Annotated in this window: 9 protein-coding genes; 3 read left to right on the forward strand and 6 right to left on the reverse strand. The window is 64.9% G+C overall.

Annotated features, from left to right (window positions below):
• Window positions 1-4 precede the first annotated feature (4 nt).
• Together pstC and pstS are read right to left on the reverse strand one after the other, a co-directional pair.
• On the reverse strand, window positions 5-943 hold the full coding sequence (gene pstC, locus ACN20X_RS23030) for a phosphate ABC transporter permease subunit PstC (protein ID WP_016447461.1): 939 nt from the start codon (window positions 941-943) through the stop codon (window positions 5-7).
• Between the two features lie 172 nt (window positions 944-1,115).
• Window positions 1,116-2,156, reverse strand: coding sequence for a phosphate ABC transporter substrate-binding protein PstS (gene pstS / locus ACN20X_RS23035; RefSeq protein WP_016447462.1), 1,041 nt, complete (start codon window positions 2,154-2,156; stop codon window positions 1,116-1,118).
• 247 nt (window positions 2,157-2,403) lie between these two features.
• On the opposite strand from pstS, the gene ACN20X_RS23040 reads away from it, so the two are divergent.
• Window positions 2,404-3,888 carry a Ppx/GppA phosphatase family protein gene (locus ACN20X_RS23040; protein WP_209671534.1) on the forward strand — a complete coding sequence of 495 codons (1,485 nt, stop codon included), beginning with the start codon at window positions 2,404-2,406 and terminating at the stop codon, window positions 3,886-3,888.
• A 118-nt stretch (window positions 3,889-4,006) separates the two neighbouring features.
• Here ACN20X_RS23040 and ppk1 read toward each other — a convergent pair whose 3' ends face one another.
• Window positions 4,007-6,451: a polyphosphate kinase 1 gene (ppk1, locus tag ACN20X_RS23045; protein WP_047473911.1), complete on the reverse strand. Its 2,445-nt coding sequence runs from the start codon at window positions 6,449-6,451 to the stop codon at window positions 4,007-4,009.
• Window positions 6,452-6,660: 209 nt separating this feature from the next.
• Here ppk1 and ACN20X_RS23050 point away from each other — a divergent pair, with 209 nt between their 5' ends.
• Window positions 6,661-7,632 (forward strand): Ppx/GppA phosphatase family protein, encoded by a 972-nt coding sequence (locus tag ACN20X_RS23050; protein ID WP_473209944.1) that lies wholly within the window; start codon window positions 6,661-6,663, stop codon window positions 7,630-7,632.
• 109 nt (window positions 7,633-7,741) lie between these two features.
• Entirely contained in the window at window positions 7,742-9,595 is a 1,854-nt protein-coding gene (locus ACN20X_RS23055; protein WP_016451338.1) for an EAL domain-containing protein, read from the forward strand.
• Window positions 9,596-9,680: 85 nt separating this feature from the next.
• Here ACN20X_RS23055 and glmM read toward each other — a convergent pair whose 3' ends face one another.
• The 3 genes from glmM to ftsH form a co-directional block, all read right to left on the reverse strand.
• Window positions 9,681-11,024: a phosphoglucosamine mutase gene (gene glmM, locus ACN20X_RS23060; protein ID WP_016447467.1), complete on the reverse strand. Its 1,344-nt coding sequence runs from the start codon at window positions 11,022-11,024 to the stop codon at window positions 9,681-9,683.
• Window positions 11,025-11,040: 16 nt separating this feature from the next.
• Window positions 11,041-11,877 carry a dihydropteroate synthase gene (gene folP, locus ACN20X_RS23065; protein WP_016447468.1) on the reverse strand — a complete coding sequence of 279 codons (837 nt, stop codon included), beginning with the start codon at window positions 11,875-11,877 and terminating at the stop codon, window positions 11,041-11,043.
• 139 nt (window positions 11,878-12,016) lie between these two features.
• Window positions 12,017-13,939 carry an ATP-dependent zinc metalloprotease FtsH gene (ftsH, locus tag ACN20X_RS23070; protein WP_016447469.1) on the reverse strand — a complete coding sequence of 641 codons (1,923 nt, stop codon included), beginning with the start codon at window positions 13,937-13,939 and terminating at the stop codon, window positions 12,017-12,019.
• Window positions 13,940-14,074 lie beyond the last annotated feature (135 nt).

The raw sequence follows: 14,074 nt of genomic DNA on the forward strand, positions 1-14,074 counted from the left end.
CTGCTCACGAGCGTGCTCCTTCATTCTTTTGCAGGCGGTTGAGCAGGACCTTGGAGCAAGCCAGCACCACGAAGGTGATGAAGAACAGCACCAGACCCAGATAGATCAGCGAGGCCTGGTGCAGGCCCTCGCCCGCTTCGGCGAACTCGTTGGCCAGGGCCGAGGTGATGCTGTTGGCAGCCTCGAAGACCGACAGCGAGTTGAGCTGGTTCATGTTGCCGATCACGAAGGTCACGGCCATGGTCTCGCCCAATGCACGGCCCAGGCCCAGCATCACGCCGCCGAGCACGCCGGTCTTGGTGTAGGGCAGAACCACCTTCCAGACCACTTCCCAGGTCGTGGAACCCAGGCCATAGGCAGACTCCTTGAGCAGGGCCGGAGTGACCTCGAACACATCGCGCATCACGGAGGCGATGAAGGGAATGATCATGATGGCCAGGATGATGCCGGCCGACAGGATGCCGATGCCCACCGGCGGGCCGGACACGAAGGCCTCCAGATAGGGAACGCCCTGGAACAGCTTTTGCAGGGGCTGCTGCACATAGGTGGACAGCACGGGGCCGAACACCATCAGGCCCCACATGCCGTAGACGATGGAAGGCACGGCGGCCAGCAGCTCCACGGCCGTGCCCAGCGGGCGCTTGAGCCAGGCCGGCGACAGCTCGGTGAGGAACAGCGCGATGCCGAAGCTCACGGGCACCGCAATCAGCAAAGCGATGGCCGAGGTGGCCAGCGTGCCGTAGATCATGACCAGGCCGCCGAATTCGTTGCGAACGGGGTCCCAGACACTGCGGCCGAGGAAACTCAGGCCGTATTCATAGATGGCGGGCCAGGCACCGACCAGCAGCGAGGCCAGGATGGCCAGCAGCAGGCCCAGCGTCAGCAGCGCGGCCAGACGCGCGAGAGCGCCAAACAAGCGATCCGCCACGCGCCCCGACAGCATCGGGGGGCGTAGCGGAGAAGGTGTGCGTCGCTGGGAAGCCTGTGCAGAGGCGGCCAGCGAGTTCGAGGGCGACGTTGTGGACACGTGAGGCGCCTTTATTCGCGGTTTGTGAAGGGATCAGGGGAGCCATGATGCACCTGCCGGCGGTGCGCCATGGTCCCCTTTTCAGGGTTTACTTCAGGGAAATGGCAGTGCCGGAGGTGTCCTTGATCTGGCCCCAGGATTGGAAGATCACGTTCTTGACGGCGTCAGGCATGGGCACGTAGTCCAGGTCGGTGGCGGTCTTGTCGCCGGACTTGTAGGCCCACTCGAAGAACTTCAGCGAGGCAGCGGCCTGTGCAGGCTTGTCCTGGGCCTTGTGCATGATGATGAAGGTGGCCGAGGTGATGGGCCATGCCTCCTTGCCAGGCTGGTTGGTCAGGATCTGGTAGAAGCTCTTGGCCCAGTCGGCACCGGCAGCAGCGGCCTTGAAGGTGGCGTCATCAGGGGACACGAAGGTGCCGCCTGCGGTCTGCAGCTGGGTGTAGGTCAGCTTGTTTTGCTTGACGTAGGCGTACTCGACGTAGCCGATGGAGTTGGGCAGGCGACCCACGAAGGCGGCCACGCCTTCGTTGCCCTTGCCGCCTGCGCCCGTGGGCCAGTTCACGGCCTTGCCTTCGCCAACCTTTTCCTTCCACTCGGCATTGACCTTGGACAGGTAGTTGGTGAAGCCGAAGGTGGTGCCCGAGCCGTCAGCGCGGCGCACGGGAGCGATGGTGGCATCAGGCAGGTTCACGCCCGGGTTCAGGGCCTTGATGGCCTCGTCATTCCACTTGCTGATCTTGCCCAGGTAGATGTCGCCCAGCACCTGGCCGGTCAGCTTGAGCTGGCCGGGCTGGATGCCCTTGATGTTGACCACGGGCACGATGCCGCCGATCACGGTGGGAAATTGCACCAGACCCTTCTTGGCCAGTTCTTCATCCTTGAGCGGCTCGTCGGAGGCGCCGAAGTCCACGGTCTTGGCTTCGATCTGCTTGATGCCGGCGCTGGAGCCCACGGACTGGTAGTTGATCTTCACGCCGGTGGCCTTGTTGTAGTCCGCAGCCCACTTGGAGTACAGCGGAGCCGGGAAGCTGGCGCCTGCGCCGGTGGCTTCCTGCTGAGCCAGGGCCTGGCCCACGCCGCCCGCAGACAGAGCACCAGCCACCAGAATGTGAATCACAGACAACTTCATGTACAGACCTCTTAGGGGTTGAAAGATGCGATGGCTGGACTGTAAGAAGGCTTTGTGACATTGATGTGACATGGAAAAAAGGCGTCACAAACAGCAGGCCTTCCCATGTAAGAACCCGGTCATCGCGATGTCACAATTCCGTCTTAGTCTTGTGTGTCGCACGAGCAGGCACCAGACAGGTGCAGCCCTGCCCCCTCGGACATCGCTGTGCAATCGTGCTCGACGAATCTTGATTGGCGTTTCTTTCATGGCACCAGAATCCCTGCTCGCTGCCGTTGACCTCGGGTCCAACAGCTTTCGCCTCGAAATAGGCCGCGTCGGCAGCCACCAGCGCATAGAGCGCGTGGAATACCTCAAGGAAACCGTGCGCCAGGGCAATGGGCTCAACGAGCGCCATGAACTGACTGACGAAGCCATGCAACGCGGCTGGGACTGCCTGGCACGCTTTGGCGAACGGCTGGCCGGCTTTGCGGCCGACCAGGTCCGCGCCGTGGCCACACAGACCCTGCGCGAGGCCCGCAACCGCGATGTCTTCATCGCGCGAGGCAGCACCCTGCTGGGCTTTCCCATCGAAGTCATCTCGGGCGAGGAAGAGGCCCGGCTGATCTATCGCGGCGTCTCCAGCCTGCTGCCGCCGTCGTCTCAACGGCGTCTGGTGGTGGACATTGGCGGGCGCTCTACCGAAGTCATCATCGGCCAGCATGGCGAAGCGCGCCAGGTGGCCTCCTACCCCATAGGCAGCGTGGCCTGGAGCACGCAGTTCTTTGGCGGGGGCACGCTGTCGCGCGCGCACTTCTCGGCCGCCATCAAGGCGGCGCAGGCAGCCCTCACCCAGACCGTATCGGCCTATCCAGCCACCGCCTGGGACTGCGCCTATGCATCGTCAGGCACGGCCAACGCCGTGGGCGACATCCTGGCTGCCAACGGATATTCCGGCGGGCTGATCACGCCCGACAGCCTGCGCTGGCTGCATGAGCAACTGATGGAGGCCGGCCATGTGGACCGCATCCGCCTGGCCGGACTCAAGGAAGACCGGCGAGCCGTCATCGCCGGCGGCCTGAGCATTCTGATGGCCGCCCTGGGCCTGCTGGGCATCGACGAACTGGAGGTTGCACAGGGCGCGCTGCGCCAGGGCGTGCTGCACGATCTGCTGGAACACGAGCCGCCTGCCGATCGCGAAGCCGCCGAGATCGCGGCGCTGCAACAGGACTTCGGCATTGACACATCCCACGCTCTGCGTGTTCGCAAGGTGGCACGCTGGGCCTGGCAATCGCTGCAGGCGCAGCAGCCGCCCGATGCACTGGCCACGCACGCACTGGACACGGCTGCCAGCCTGCATGAGATCGGCATGCGCATCTCTCTGAGCGCCTACCACCGCCACGGCGCCTACATCACCGAACACTGCAGTGCTGCCACCTGGCCCGTGGAGCTGCGCGAACGCATCACCCAGCTGGTGCTTGGCCACCAGGGCAAGCTGCGCAAGCTCGAGGCTGCCATCGAGGACCGGGCTGTGGCCTGGCCATTGCTGGCGCTGCGCCTGGCCGTGCAGCTGTGCCACGCCCGGCGCGATCCCGATCTGCAGGGCATGCGCCTGCACCGCTCGGACAGCGTCTTTCACCTGACCGTGCCGGAAGGCTGGACCAGGAGCTACCCCCAGTCCGCCCAGTTGCTGCGCACCGAAGCCGTGGCCTGGCAGAAGACGCCCTGGACGCTGCAGCTGCATCTGCACTGAACGCCGAACGTCTCCGGCTGCCGCAGCGACAAGCAAAAAAGCCCTGCCAGCGCAATGCGTTGGCGGGGCTTTTCGATTGCACAGGGCAGGCGCGCGGCGCCCTGACAGGATATGCGGCTCAGGCCCGAGGGCCGTAACGCTCCATCAAGGCGTTCTGCGCCCCCAGGCCCGTGGTCGGATAGGGTGCGCGCTGGTAGGCGCCATTGGCTTCCAGCGTCCAGGCGTCGCGGTTGTCATGCAGGCTGGCGACAAGACATTCGTCTATCACCTGCTGGCGCAACGCCGGATCGCGCACAGGCCAGGCCAGCTCCACCCGGCGCATCATGTTGCGGTTCATCCAGTCCGCACTGGACAGCAGCAGTTCCTGCTGATTGCCCCAGGCGAAGTAGAAGACGCGCGAATGCTCCAGGAAGCGGCCGATGATGGAGCGCACGCGGATGTTGTCCGTCCAGCCCTTGCGCTGCGGCGGCAGCATGCAGGCGCTGCGCACGATGAGATCGATGCGTGCGCCCTGCTGACCGGCACGCACCAGGGCCTGCATGAGCAACTCGTCAGTCAGCGCATTCATCTTCAGCACAATCCGCGCCTCTTCGCCGCGCTGTGCGGCCTCGCCCACCTGGGCAATCAGCGCCAGCATGCGATCGTGCAGCTGGAACGGTGCAATCACAAGCTGGTGCAGCTTGGGCAAGCGGTTGTGGCTGGACAGGTGGCTGAACACGGCATCCATGTCGGCCGTGATCTGCGCATCGCAGGTCAGCTGGCTGATGTCCGTGTACAGGCGCGCCGTGCGCACGTTGTAATTGCCGGTGGACAGGTGACCGTAGCGCTTGAGCTGGCCGCTGCGCTTTTCGCGCCGGGTAATCAGCAGCATCTTGGCGTGCGTCTTCAGGCCCAGCACGCCGTAGACCACCTGGGCGCCTAAGGCCTCCAGCTTTTCGGCGGAGTTGATGTTGGCCTCTTCGTCAAAGCGGGCCTTGAGTTCCAGCACGGCCAGCACTTCCTTGCCGCGGCGAACCGCCTCGGCCAGCAACTGCATGATCTCGGAGTCCGATCCCGTGCGGTAGATGGTCTGCTTGATGGCCAGCACCTCGGGGTCGTTGACGGCCTCGCGCAGCAGCTCCAGCACGCCGTCGAAGCTCTCGAAGGGCTGGTGGATCAGCACATCACGCTTGCGGATCTGGGCCATCACCGAGCGGCCCGGCTGCAGCTGGCGCGGCCATGCCGGACGCCAAGGCGGAAACAGCAGCGCGGGGTCATCGACCAGATCCACCAGCTGCGACTGGCGCACCAGGTTCACGGGCCCCTTGACGCGGAACAGTGCCTCGGTCGGCAGGCCGAACTGGCCCAGCAGCAGGTCGGACAGCATGGGCGAGCAGGCAAAGGACACCTCCAGCCTCACCGCCTGGCCGTAGTGGCGATGGTGCAGACCCTGGCGCAGGGCCGTGCGCAGGTCGCTGACGTCTTCCTCATCCACAGCCAGGTCCGAATGGCGCGTGACACGGAATTGCGCAAACTCCGCCACCTCACGCCCCGGGAACAGCTCGACGAGATGGGCGCGCACGATGCTGGAGATGCTCACGAACAGTCGCTGCTTGCCCGCGATCTTCTCGGGCAGGCGCACCAGGCGCGGCAAGACACGCGGCACCTTGACGATGGCCACCTCGTTGGCACGGCCAAAGGCATCGACACCTTTGAGGCGCACGATGAAGTTCAGCGCCTTGTTGGCCACCTGGGGGAATGGATGGGATGGGTCCAGGCCCACGGGCATGAGCAGCGGCTGGACTTCGCGCAGGAAGTACTCGCGCACCCATTTGCGCTGGGCGCTGCTGCGCTCGCCATGGGATACCACGCGTATGCCCTGCCCCGCAAAGGCCGGAATCAGCGACTGGTTGTACAGCGTGTACTGGCGCAATACCAGCTCATGCGCCTTGTCCATCAGCGAGCGGAAGCTCTGCAGGGTGTACAGGCCCTTGGCGTCGCCGGCCTTGGCGGCCGTCACATGCGGGGCGCAACGCACCTCGAACCATTCGTCGAGATTCGAGGAGACGATGCACAGATAGCGCAAACGCTCCAGCAGCGGCACATCTTCACGCACGGCCCAGTCCAGCACGCGCTCATTGAAGGCCAGGATGCAATGGTCACGGTCAAGAAACTGTTGCTGCTGCTCTTGCACTTCACCGCTTTCGGCTGTGGCGTGCAGTCCAGTGTATTCGGGGGCGGGAAGCCTTGCAGAAGAAGCAGAGGCAGAAGCCGCAATGGCCTGGCCCTGCAGCTCCGACAAGGCGGTGGAGAGGCTTTTCGCCAGAGGCATCATCGGGACATTCAGGGGTGCAGAGACGGGTATGGGAGCTGTCTGGCGGGCCATGCCCAGCGAAGCCGGCCCTGCGGGCACGGCACGCGCTCCCTGTTCATGTTCTGGTTCGGCAGGTGCGGCAGAGGCGCCACCGGGAATCGGCGTGAATGTCTGGGGCATGGATGCAGGGGCCCGGCCTGGGCAGGACCCGGTAGTCACCCCGCTAGCCGGGGATTCGGGCAGTCTGCCCCGGATTTGTGACATGTTCATGACATGCATTCCTCTGTTCATGACATCTGTCATACAAGCCAAGCCAGGCGCAAGCAACGGCGCAGAAACCGTCACGCAAAGGTCATGACCCAGTCACACCGGCACGAGAGCGACGCGAGATCGCCGGGGTGCTAAGCTAGCTGCCTTCCCCTGGATGCCGTTGGCTGCTGCAAACCTGCCGCAGCCGTGCCGTCGTCCGCCTTTCGCGCATGCCCTCTTCCAATCCCCCCGAAAGCCGCCTGGCCGCCATCGACATTGGCTCCAACAGCTGCCTGCTGGCCATGGCCCGCAGCGACGGCGCAAAGGTACAGCTGCTCAGCCATCGCAAGGAAGCCATACGCCTGGGCAGCGCCCTCGACGCCCAGGGCGCCTTGAGCCTGGAGGCCATGCAGCGCGGCTGGGCCTGCCTGGAGCGCTATGCGCAGGTGCTGGGTGATTTGCCCCGCCACCGCGTACGTGCAGTGGCCACGCAGACGCTGAGAGAGGCATCGAATCGCCAGATCTTCCTGGACGAAGGCCAGCGCATCCTGGGCTGCCCCATCGAGGTCATTGACGGCGAGGAGGAAGCACGCCTGATCTATCGCGGCGTCGCCCAGTTGCTGCCGTCCGGCGCCCAGCGGAGGCTGGTGGTGGACATCGGCGGCCGCTCGACCGAGCTGTGCCTGGGTCAGCAGCGGCAAGTACTGCAGGCACGCTCCTTCGCCTTCGGCAGCGTGACCTGGGCCTTGCGCCACTTCCCCGATGGCGAGCTGTCGGCCCAGGCCCTGTCCCAGGCCGAAGCAGCCGTGGCCGACATCATTGCGCCCGAAGCAGGACTTTTCGCTGCCGGGCAATGGAGCCATGCCTATGGCTCCTCGGGCACGGCCGGTGCCATTGTCAAGGTCCTGGCCCATGCGCCCGGGGGCACGGCCGGCTGGATCACGCGGCAGGGACTGGACTGGCTGCATGCGCAGTTGCTGCGCGCAGGCCATGTCGACCGTGTGAACATGGACGGACTCAAGGAAGAGCTGCGCCCCATGATCGGCGGCGGTATGAGCGTGATGCGGGGCATCTTCTCCAGCCTGGGCATCGAGCGCATGCGCGTCACGCACGGAGCCCTGCGCCATGGCGTGCTCTATGAATTGGCCCACAAGCTCGATGCGCAGGCCAAGGGCCGGCAACGACAGTCCACCGGCACCTGAAAACCAAGGCCCTGCCCTCGCCAGGGAACGACAAAATGCTGTTTTGCGCGCAAGTGCTACACTTTGTAAGTTCCCCCTCATCCCTTTACCACCGCCCTAACGCTTCGCCATGTCCGCGCCGACGATTGCGTACGACCCTGTACTCGAACGTCCGTCTTCGATGATGGCGGCGTCGCTGCAGCGCAGCCTGCGCGAGCAGCAGGCACTGCTCGACAATGCCGGCGTGGGCATCGTCTTCATCCGCCAGCGCGTCATCGTCCGATGCAACCAGTGCTATGCCGACATCTTCGGCTACGCGGGCGAACATGCGCTGGTCGGCATCAACAGCGAGCACCTGCACCCCAGCCGCGACGAGCTGCGCAGCCTGGGGCGCGAGGCCTATCGCACGCTGAGCGCGGGCCTGTCCTTTCGCACGCAGCGCCGCCTGCGCCGCAAGGATGGCAGCCTGTTCTGGGGTGAACTGACGGGCCGGCTCATCAATCCGGGCGATGCACGCGAAGGCTCCATCTGGATCGTCAGCGACATCGACGACCGTCTGCGCGCCCAGCAGGCCCTGAGCCAGGCCCACGAACTGCTGGAGCAGCAGGTGCGCGACCGCACACGCGAACTCAGCGCCACGGTGGAGAACCTGCACCGCGAGATCGCCGACCGCAAGCTGGACCAGGAACGCATCTACTGGATGGCGCACTACGACGCGCTCACCGGCCTGCCCAATCGCACGCTGCTGGCCGAGCGCAGCGCCCGCGCCATCGAGCTGGCCAAGGTCAACGACACGCCACTGGCCGTGATGTTCCTGGACCTGGACCATTTCAAGCATGTCAATGATTCGCTGGGCCATCGCGTGGGCGATGCCCTGCTGGTGGAGATTGCCCGCCGCCTGCGTGCCGTGGTGCGTGACCGCGATACGGTGGCCCGCATCGGCGGCGACGAATTCGTGCTGCTGCTGCCCGGCGCCAATGCCCAGGGTGCGGCCCGCGTGGCAGGCAAGCTGCAGGAGGCGTCGCGCCAGGCCTACCAGATCGACCGCCACGAACTGACCATTGCGCCGTCCATGGGCATCGCGCTGTACCCGCGCGACGGCCACGACATCGACTCGCTGACACAGGCCGCCGACGCGGCCATGTACCACGCCAAGCAGGCCGGCCGCAACACCTACCGCTTCTTCACTCCGCAGATGCAGGCCCAGTCCCTGCGCGCCCTGCAGCTGGAGAACGCCTTGCGGCGGGCGCTGGAACGCAATCAGCTGTATCTGCACTACCAGCCGCAGATCACCCTGAGCACCGGGCGCGTGCGCAGCGTGGAGGCACTGCTGCGATGGGAGCACCCCGAGCTGGGCTCGGTCTCGCCCGCGGAGTTCATCCCCGTCGCCGAGGACAGCGGCCAGATCCTGCAGATCGGCGAATGGGTGCTGCGCAGCGCCATGCAGCAACTGCAGGCCTGGCGCAATGCGGGGCTGCGGGACCTGAAGGTGGCCGTGAACCTGTCGGCCATCCAGTTCCACCAGCAGCAACTGCCCGAAATCATCAACCGCATCCTGCTCGACAGCGACCTGCCAGCCGATTCTCTGGAGCTGGAGCTGACCGAGGGCGTGGCCATCCATGATCCGCGCCAGGCCACGGCCACCATGGACCGGCTGCGCGAGCATGGCGTGCGCCTGGCCATGGATGACTTCGGCACCGGCTATTCATCCCTGAGCCAGCTCAAGCGCTTTCAGATCTACAAACTCAAGATCGACCAGTCCTTCATCCAGGACCTGGACCACGACAGCAATGACCGCGCCATAGTCAGCGCCATCATCCGCATGGCCCAGGCCCTGGGCATGCAGACCACGGCCGAAGGCGTGGAAACGGAGGCGCAGCTGCAGTTCCTGCGCGAGCAAGGCTGCGATGAAGCCCAGGGCTACCATTTCAGCCGCCCGCTGCCGCCCCAGGCGCTGGAGGCCTTTCTGCGCAGCCAGGGCTGAACGGCTCACCGCGCCACGGTCTGCAGACGAAAAAGCCGAAGACTGCAGCTTCGGCTTTCCATGGCAGAGAAAGTGCCCCCGCCGCTCAGGGCATGGGTGAATTCTTCGCCACGCTGGCCAGGCGCTCGGCGCAGCGGCTGGCCTGGTCGCCATCGCGTGCCTCCACCATCACGCGCAGCAAAGGCTCGGTGCCGCTGGCGCGGATAAGCACGCGCCCCGTATCACCCAATTCGGCCTTGACGGCCTCGGTGGCTTCCTCCAGCTGGGTGTTGCGCTTCCAGTCCTGGCCCGGCTGCAGCCGCACGTTGAGCAATACCTGGGGAAACAGCTGGACCGAAGACAGCCACTGCGACAGGCTCTTGCCCGAACGCACGCAGGCCTGCAGCACCTGCAGCGCGCTGACCAGGCCATCACCCGTGGTGTGCTTGTCCAGCGCCAGCAGATGGCCCGAGCCCTCGCCCCCCAGGGTCCAGCCCTGCCGGTGCAGCTCCTCCAGCACATAGCGGTCGCCGACCTTGGCGCGCACAAAGCCCACACCCTGGGACTTCAGCGCCACCTCCACGGCCATATTGGTCATCAGTGTGCCCACGGCGCCCGGCACGGCCTCGCCACGCGCCAACCGGTCGGCCGCCATCAGGTACAGCAGTTCGTCGCCGTTGTAGAGCCGGCCTGCCGCATCGACCAGCAGCAGCCGGTCGGCATCACCATCCAGCGCCACGCCGAAGTCGGCCTTGTTCGCTCGCACGGCCAGCACCAGGGCCTCGGGATGGGTGGCACCCACGCCTTCGTTGATGTTCAGTCCATCGGGTGCACAGCCAATGGCCACCACATCGGCCCCCAGTTCATGGAAGACCTTGGGGGCGATCTGGTAGGCCGCGCCATGGGCCGCATCGACCACGATCTTCACACCCTTGAGCGTGAGCGCATGGTCGAAGGTGCTCTTGCAGAACTCGATGTAGCGCCCTGCCGCGTCTTCAAGGCGCCGGGCCTTTCCCAGAGCGGCAGAGTCGACCCATACGGGATCTTCGGTCAAGGCCTGCTCGACCTCTTCCTCCCAGGCATCGGGCAGCTTGGTGCCCTGTGCGCTGAAGAACTTGATGCCGTTGTCGTAATAAGGGTTGTGGCTGGCGCTGATGACCACGCCCAGGCTGGCGCGCTGGGCGCGCGTCAGATAGGCCACGCCCGGCGTGGGCAGGGGGCCCAGCAGCATCACGTCCACGCCGGCAGAGTTGAACCCGGACTCCAGCGCGCTCTCCAGCATGTAGCCCGAGATCCGCGTGTCCTTGCCGATCAGCACCATGGGACGGGCTTCCTTGCGCCGCAGCACACGGCCCACGGCATGCGCCAGACGCAGCGCGAAGTCGGGGGTGATGGGCGAACGGCCCACCAGGCCGCGAATTCCATCGGTACCAAAATATGTGCGTGCCATAGTGCTCCTTTGTTGTTCAGTCGTTGTCGTGCATGGTCTGCCAGACCGTCAATGCCGCCACCGTATCGGCCACGTCGTGCACGCGCACCACGCGCGCGCCACGCTCCACCGCAAGCAGTGCCGCCGCCACGCTGGGCACCATGCGCTGGCCCTGTGGACGGCCACTGACCTGCCCGAGCGAGCCCTTGCGCGACCAGCCGGCCAGCAGCGGGAAGTCTAGGCCCAGCAATTCATGCTGGCGTGCAAGCAGGGAAAAATTCTGTGCCACGCTTTTGCCGAAGCCGATGCCATAGTCCCAGACGATGCGCTCCCGCGCCACGCCCCGGGCCAGCAGGGCATCGCTGTGCAACTGCAGGAAATCGCGCACGGCGGGCACGGCATCGCCTTGCATGGGCGTGGTCTGCATGTCCTGCGGCGTGCCATGCATGTGCATGAGACAGATGCCGCAGCTCGGGTGCGCGGCCACCACCTGCTGCGCGCCCGGCTGGCGCAGCGCCCAGATGTCGTTGACGATGTCGGCCCCCAGATCGAGCACAGCCTGCATGACCTCGGGCTTGTAGGTATCGACGGAGACAGGCACGCCCAGTTGTACCGCACCCTGCACAACGGGCAGCACGCGCCGCAACTCCTCATCCAGCGGAACAGCTGGTGAGCCGGGCCTGGTGGACTCGCCGCCAATATCGAGGATGTGCGCGCCCTCACTGACCAGTTGCTCTGCATGCCGCAAGGCCTGCTCCACCGTGTTGTGCCGCCCGCCGTCGGAAAACGAGTCGGGCGTCACATTGACGATGCCCATGACCAGTGGACGCTGAAGGTCTAGAACAAAGCGCGAAGTCTGCCATTGATGCGGCATGGGGTTTCCTGAAGGTAGGCGCCTGCCGGACCGGGTTCATCGCCCGGCCGTTGCGGGCGATTGAGCACATCCTGCAAGCAAAGCAAAAGGGCCCCTCAGGGCCCTTTGCATGGGATTGACCAATTCTGCGGCAAGCAGCTCAGGCCGTGGTGGGCGCAGGGTCGGCATCCACTGCCGGCGTGCCGCCGGACGAGTTGCCACCGTCGGACGACGGAGGGTTGCGCGGCACCCAGTCCTTGGGAGGACGCGGCTCACGGCCGGCCATGATGTCATCGAGCTGCTCGGCGTCGATGGTTTCCCAGTCGAGCATGGCCTTGGCCATGGCATGCATCTTGTCGGAGTTGTCCTCGATCAGCTTGCGCGCCAGTCCGTACTGCTCGTCGATGATGCGGCGAACCTCCTGGTCCACCTTCTGCATCGTCTGCTCGCTCATGCTGTTGGTCTTGCTCATCGAGCGGCCCAGGAAAGGCTCGCCTTCCTGCTCCGCATAGACCATGGGACCCAGCGCGTCGGTCATGCCGTAGCGGGTGACCATGTCGCGTGCGATCTGCGTGGCCCGCTCGAAGTCGTTGCTCGCGCCCGTGGTCATCTGGTTCATGAACACTTCTTCGGCAATGCGCCCACCGAACAGCATGGCGATCTGGTTGAGCATGAACTCCTTGTCGTAGGAGTAGCGGTCCTTCTCGGGCAGGCTCATGGTCACGCCCAGCGCACGGCCGCGCGGGATGATGGTGACCTTGTGCACGGGATCGCACTTGGGCAGCAGCTTGCCGATCAGTGCGTGGCCTGCCTCGTGGTAGGCTGTGTTGCGGCGCTCTTCCTCGGGCATGACCATGCTCTTGCGCTCGGGGCCCATGATGATCTTGTCCTTGGCCTTCTCGAAGTCCTGCATCTCGACGGTGCGCGCATTGCGGCGCGCGGCCATCAGGGCTGCTTCGTTGCAGAGGTTGGCCAGATCGGCGCCCGACATGCCAGGCGTGCCGCGCGCGATCACGCCCGGGTTCACGTCCTGGCCTACAGGGATCTTGCGCATGTGCACATTGAGGATCTGCTCGCGGCCACGGATGTCGGGCAGCGTCACATACACCTGGCGGTCGAAACGGCCGGGGCGCAGCAGCGCCGCATCCAGGATGTCGGGACGGTTGGTTGCAGCCACGACGATCACGCCGAGGTTGGTCTCAAAACCGTCCATCTCGACCAGCATCTGGTTCAGGGTCTGCTCACGCTCATCGTTACCACCGCCCAGGCCTGCGCCACGCTGGCGGCCCACGGCATCGATTTCATCGATGAAGATGATGCAGGGTGCATTCTTCTTGGCGTTCTCGAACATGTCGCGCACGCGGGCCGCGCCCACGCCGACGAACATTTCCACGAAGTCGGAGCCCGAGATGCTGAAGAACGGGACCTTGGCTTCACCAGCGATGGACTTGGCCAGCAGCGTCTTGCCGGTACCCGGAGGCCCGACCAGCAGCAGACCACGCGGAATGCGGCCGCCGAGCTTCTGGAACTTGTTGGGGTCCTTCAGGAAGTCCACGACTTCCTTGACCTCTTCCTTGGCTTCGTCGCAGCCTGCGACGTCGGCAAAGGTCACGGTGTTGTTGTTCTCGTCCAGCATGCGCGCCTTGCTCTTGCCGAAGCTGAAGGCACCGCCCTTGCCGCCGCCCTGCATCTGGCGCATGAAGTACACCCACACGCCGATCAACAGCAGCATGGGTCCCCAGCTGACGAGCAGGGTCATGAGGACCGAGCCTTCTTCGCGGGGCTTGACGTCGAACTTGACGTTGTTGTTGATCAGGTCACCCACGAGCCCGCGATCCAGGTAGGTAGCGGTGGTGCGCACCTTGCGGTCATCGTTGGTCGTGGCCACGATCTCGGTGCCGCCGGGGCTTTCCTGGATGGTGGCGCTCTTGATGCGATTGCTTCGCACCTCTTCCAGGAACTCGGAGTAACCGACATGGGACGCGCCAGCGCCGCCACGGGTGTCAAATTGCTTGAACACCGTAAACAGCACCATGGCGATGACCAGCCAGACGGCAATTTTTGAAAACCACTGATTGTTCAAGCGGGGCTCCAATGGGGGATACAGATAAAACGACTTCCAGCGTGCTCGAAGCGTATTTGCGGTCCATTTTAGGTGTTTCAAGCTGGCTGGTCGCCTATATCCCTCTATAGCAGCCATAGCTTGAATACGGTCTTG

The sequence above is a fragment of the Delftia sp. PX-1 genome, from assembly GCF_055797465.1.

Bases quoted from the DNA above. Each gene is read 5' to 3' on its own strand.
- pstC (WP_016447461.1), bottom strand. From the start codon at position 943: ATGCTGTCGGGGCGCGTGGCGGATCGCTTGTTTGGCGCTCTCGCGCGT.
- pstS (WP_016447462.1), bottom strand. From the start codon at position 2,156: ATGAAGTTGTCTGTGATTCACATTCTGGTGGCTGGTGCTCTGTCTGCG.
- ACN20X_RS23040 (WP_209671534.1), top strand. From the start codon at position 2,404: ATGGCACCAGAATCCCTGCTCGCTGCCGTTGACCTCGGGTCCAACAGC.
- ppk1 (WP_047473911.1), bottom strand. From the start codon at position 6,451: ATGAACATGTCACAAATCCGGGGCAGACTGCCCGAATCCCCGGCTAGC.
- ACN20X_RS23050 (WP_473209944.1), top strand. From the start codon at position 6,661: ATGCCCTCTTCCAATCCCCCCGAAAGCCGCCTGGCCGCCATCGACATT.
- ACN20X_RS23055 (WP_016451338.1), top strand. From the start codon at position 7,742: ATGTCCGCGCCGACGATTGCGTACGACCCTGTACTCGAACGTCCGTCT.
- glmM (WP_016447467.1), bottom strand. From the start codon at position 11,024: ATGGCACGCACATATTTTGGTACCGATGGAATTCGCGGCCTGGTGGGC.
- folP (WP_016447468.1), bottom strand. From the start codon at position 11,877: ATGCCGCATCAATGGCAGACTTCGCGCTTTGTTCTAGACCTTCAGCGT.